Below are 4,730 nucleotides of genomic sequence, written 5' to 3'. Positions count from 1 at the left end.
TTCCTGTAACTCAGTCTGCTTGGCTGATAAATTGACCAAAATCCTAGCATAGAGCAAAGCAATGTTTTCTGATTTAGGGTATTGCTCATAAATTATTTTGGCTTTTTCTGCTAGAGTTTCACGGCTAGCCTTATCTGTCGCGTTGGCTGATAAGTTAAGGAGCTTATCTAACTCTGCTAAACTTTGCTCCAAATTGTATTTTTGTTCATCCATTCTACATACCTCGTTTAAAATAGTAGCTATATTAGAAACTAATTTATTTTTAGTATGACAATTAGTGTCTATACATTTTATTATATCAAAAATGTCATCTTTCTACTAACAGATGGATAGTACTTTTTGTTGGTATAAGCACCAAAAAAGCCAGACTCTGTCTAGCTTTGCATTATTTATAGTTGTGATAGTTTTTAGAAAAATTAGAGGATTTTATCAGCTCTGTCCACTGTAAAGAGGGCCACAGTCATCAGGATATCGACGAGTAAGAGAGCAGCTACAGCTGGTACCCAAGAGTGGAACAGATCAAAACTGTAACCAAAGAGGGTTGGCCCAAAGGCTGCTAGAATATAGCCTCCTGTTTGAGAAAGGCCAGATAATTGGGCTGTCTTTTCAGGAGCGCTTGTCTTAAGTGAAAAGTTGACCATGAGATAGGGGAAGAGGGCGCTGGTTGCAGTTCCGATGAGAAGATGGATGGCAAGCCAGTAAAAGAAATTACTAACAGGGAAAAAGAGCATGGAAATGCCGACCACACCAGCTAGTGAAACCAGAGTGAGCATGAGCTGACGGTTACGAGTAGACAAGCTGGTTGTCAGGCTTGGGATGGTCATTGAAAAAGGAATGCTAATCAGAGAGAAGATAGAGGTCAGCAAGCCAGCTTCGTGACTGGATAGACCTGCGTGGATAGCCATGGTAGGTAGCCAGGTCATAGCGGTGTAAAAGAGCAAGGATTGAAAACCGGCAAAGACAATCACTGCCCAGACCTGTTTATTATGCATGACCTTTGCTTTGCTTTTTTGTTTGGTTTGTGGAGCCAGTCTGTGATTATAGCGGTGATTGGGCAGCCAGACCAAAAAAGTTGCTAGACAGAGCAGGGTGAGGAGGATGATAAGACCTTTCCAAGAACTGGCCTGTGTAATAGGCACAGCCAGATAGGAGGCCAGAGCCGTTGCAATCCCCATAGAGGTTACATATAAGGTGGTCAGAAAACCAATCTTCTTTGGTTGATTGGCTTGGATAAGACTAGGAAGCAGCACATTGATGACTGCGATACTTGCCCCAACCATCAAGGTTCCTAGATAGAGGAGAGGCAGATTGATTAGTCGAATGAGAGAACCGATAGTCAAGAAGAAGAGGCTGTAGGTAAAGAGATGTTCTAAGCCAATTTTCTGAGCCAGTCGGGTAGAAAATGGTGAAAAGAGAGTAAACATAAGGAGAGGCAGGCTGGTCAGGACACCAAGCGAACTAACTTCTACTCCCAGACCTTGCGAAATATCTCCCAAAATAATGGGTAAAACAGTAAAAGGAGTCCGCAAGGAAACACCAATCAGGATAATACCTGGAACAAAAAAGAGTGATTGCTTTTTCATATATTACCTCTTCTAGCTGATTTTAATAACAGCTTATTTTAAGGTTTTTTCCTTATAATGTCAAGTAAGGTTTCTGGCTTTCAAGATAAAAATGGGAAAGTCTTGAAAATTATGATAAAATAGTGGAAGGAAATCTATACATTGGAGAAAAACTGTGTCTGAAAAGCAAAAAATCAGCGTATTGATGTCGGTCTATATCAAGGAAAATCCGACATTTTTAAAGGATGCTATTGAGAGTGTTCAAAATCAGACCCTGAAACCGAGCGAATTGGTTCTGGTTGAGGATGGGCCTTTGACACCTGAGCTCTATCAGGTATTAGATCAGCTTGAAGCTGAGTCTGATATTCCAGTGAAACGCTATCCTCTTGAGCAGAATCAAGGTTTGGGTCTGGCTCTTCGACAGGGTGTTTTGCAGTGTCAGTATGATATTATTGCCCGTATGGATACGGATGATATAGCTGTTCCAGACCGTTTTGAAAAACAGGTTCAGCTAATGGAGAAGGACAAGTTCGACCTATTAGGTGGACATATTGCAGAGTTTATTGATAATCCTGATGAGATCGTTTCTTACCGTCGTGTTCCAACCCAGCATGCAGATATTGTAGCTTATCAAAGGATGAGAAGTGCCTTTAACCACATGACTGTCATGTTCAAGAAGGACATGGTTCTCAAGGCAGGCAACTATGAGGATGGACTTTATATGGAAGATGACCTCCTCTGGCTCAATATGATTGCTGCAGGAGCTAAGACTGGGAATCTGGATCAAATCTTGTGTAAGGTTCGTGTCGGAGCAGGAATGTTTGAGCGTCGTGGGGGACTGCGTTACCTCAAACTCTATCGTCAAGCTCGTCAACGAATGCTGAAGAGAGGGCAGATTTCTTACATGGAGTATGCCAAGAGTGTTGCGATTCAGATGGTTGTTGCTCTTTGTCCAGGATTTGTCCGACAGTTTATTTTTATGAAACTGTTACGAAAAAGAAAGTAAAAGATTGTAGCAAATCATAAACTTTAGAAAAAATGTTATAATAACAATATAACGATCTTCGAAAATCAAATTCAAACCGCGTCAACGTCGCCTTGCCGTACTCAAGTACAGCCTGCGGCTAGTTTCCTAGTTTGCTCTTTGATTTTCATTGAGTATAACCATCGAGCTCTTTTAAGGAGGAGTAAATTTCTATGAATAAAAAACTCACAGATTATGTGATTGATCTGGTGGAAATTTTAAATAAACAACAAAAGCAGGTTTTCTGGGGAATATTTGATATTTTGAGTATGGTGGTTTCCATCATTGTATCTTATATCTTATTCTACGGCTTGATTAATCCAGCACCTGTTGACTACATTATCTATACGAGTTTGGCCTTCTTGTTTTATCAATTGATGATTGCATTTTGGGGGTTGAACGCGAGTATTAGTCGTTACAGCAAGATTACGGACTTTATGAAAATCTTTTTTGGTGTGACTGCCAGCAGTGTCTTGTCATATAGTATCTGTTATGCCTTCTTGCCACTCTTCTCCATCCGTTTCATCATTCTCTTTATCTTGTTGAGTACCTTCTTGATTTTATTGCCACGGATTACTTGGCAGTTAATCTACTCCAGACGCAAAAAAGGCAGTGGTGATGGGGAACACCGTCGGACCTTCTTGATTGGTGCTGGTGATGGCGGAGCCCTCTTTATGAACAGCTACCAACATCCAACCAGTGATTTGGAACTTGTTGGTATTTTGGATAAGGATGCTAAGAAAAAGGGTCAAAAACTTGGTGGTATCCCTGTTTTGGGCTCTTATGACAATCTGCCTGAATTAGCCAAACGTCATCAAATCGAACGTGTTATCGTTGCGATTCCGTCGCTTGATCCGTCAGAATATGAACGTATCTTGCAGATGTGTAATAAGCTGGGTGTCAAATGTTACAAGATGCCTAAAGTTGAAACTGTTGTTCAAGGACTTCACCAAGCAGGTGGAGGCTTCCAGAAGATTGATATCACAGACCTTTTGGGTCGTCAGGAAATTCGTCTTGACGAATCGCGTCTGGGTACAGAACTAACTGGAAAAACAATCTTGGTTACAGGTGCTGGTGGCTCAATCGGTTCTGAAATCTGTCGCCAAGTTAGTCGCTTCAATCCTGAACGCATTGTCTTGCTCGGTCATGGGGAAAACTCAATTTACCTTGTTTATCATGAATTGATTCGTAAGTTCCAAGGGATTGATTATGTACCAGTTATTGCCGATATTCAAGACTATGACCGTTTGTTACAAGTCTTTGAGCAGTACAAGCCAGCTATTGTTTATCATGCGGCTGCCCACAAGCACGTTCCTATGATGGAGCGCAATCCAAAAGAAGCCTTCAAAAACAATATTCGTGGAACTTACAACGTTGCTAAGGCTGTTGATGAAGCCAAAGTACCTAAGATGGTTATGATTTCGACGGATAAGGCGGTCAATCCACCCAATGTTATGGGAGCAACCAAGCGCGTGGCGGAGTTGATTGTCACTGGTTTTAACCAACGTAGCCAATCAACCTACTGTGCAGTTCGTTTTGGGAATGTTCTTGGTAGCCGTGGTAGTGTCATTCCAGTCTTTGAACGCCAGATTGCTGAAGGTGGGCCTGTAACGGTGACAGACTTCCGCATGACCCGTTACTTTATGACCATTCCAGAAGCTAGTCGTCTGGTTATCCATGCTGGTGCTTATGCTAAAGATGGAGAAGTCTTTATCCTTGATATGGGCAAACCAGTCAAAATTTATGACTTGGCTAAGAAAATGGTGCTTCTAAGTGGACACACCGAAAGCGAAATTCCAATTGTTGAAGTTGGAATCCGTCCAGGCGAAAAACTTTACGAAGAACTCTTGGTATCAACAGAACTTGTTGATAACCAAGTTATGGATAAGATTTTCGTTGGTAAGGTTAATGTCATGCCTCTAGAAGCTATCGATCAAAAGATTGAAGAGTTCCGTACTCTTAGTGGAGATGAGTTGAAGCAAGCTATTATCGCCTTTGCCAATCAAACTACCCACGTTGAATAAAAAAGAAAAACGCATATTATCAGGTCTGAAGAACCTTGGTAATATGCGTTTTGTTATGTAGAGACTTATACTCTTCGAAAATCTCTTCAAACCACGTCAACGTCGCCTTGCCGTATAGAT

3 protein-coding genes and 1 pseudogene are annotated in these 4,730 nt (G+C 41.4%); 2 read left to right on the top strand and 2 right to left on the bottom strand.

The features are described 5' to 3' along the window. Window positions 1-213, bottom strand: a pseudogene (locus tag SMSK597_RS0103270) (hypothetical protein); the annotation flags it as partial. A gap of 203 nt (window positions 214-416) precedes the next feature. Next, a complete protein-coding gene (locus SMSK597_RS11945; protein WP_000744887.1) occupies window positions 417-1,583 on the bottom strand; it encodes a CynX/NimT family MFS transporter in 1,167 nt (388 codons plus the stop codon). A gap of 154 nt (window positions 1,584-1,737) precedes the next feature. Between SMSK597_RS11945 and SMSK597_RS11940 the strand changes: the two genes are divergently transcribed. Then, on the top strand, window positions 1,738-2,568 hold the full coding sequence (locus SMSK597_RS11940) for a glycosyltransferase (protein ID WP_001291458.1): 831 nt from the start codon (window positions 1,738-1,740) through the stop codon (window positions 2,566-2,568). A 191-nt stretch (window positions 2,569-2,759) separates the two neighbouring features. Then, entirely contained in the window at window positions 2,760-4,610 is a 1,851-nt protein-coding gene (locus tag SMSK597_RS11935; RefSeq protein ID WP_001035711.1) for a polysaccharide biosynthesis protein, read from the top strand. Window positions 4,611-4,730 lie beyond the last annotated feature (120 nt).

The sequence above is a fragment of the Streptococcus mitis SK597 genome, from assembly GCF_000148545.1.
Taxonomy (GTDB): domain Bacteria; phylum Bacillota; class Bacilli; order Lactobacillales; family Streptococcaceae; genus Streptococcus; species Streptococcus mitis_C.
Note: the sequence above shows the minus strand (reverse complement) of the source record. Positions and strands in the feature narration are given on the sequence as shown.

Excerpts from the sequence above, each read along its gene's own strand:
- SMSK597_RS11935 (WP_001035711.1), top strand. The coding sequence starts at position 2,760 with ATGAATAAAAAACTCACAGATTATGTGATTGATCTGGTGGAAATTTTA.
- SMSK597_RS11945 (WP_000744887.1), bottom strand. The coding sequence starts at position 1,583 with ATGAAAAAGCAATCACTCTTTTTTGTTCCAGGTATTATCCTGATTGGT.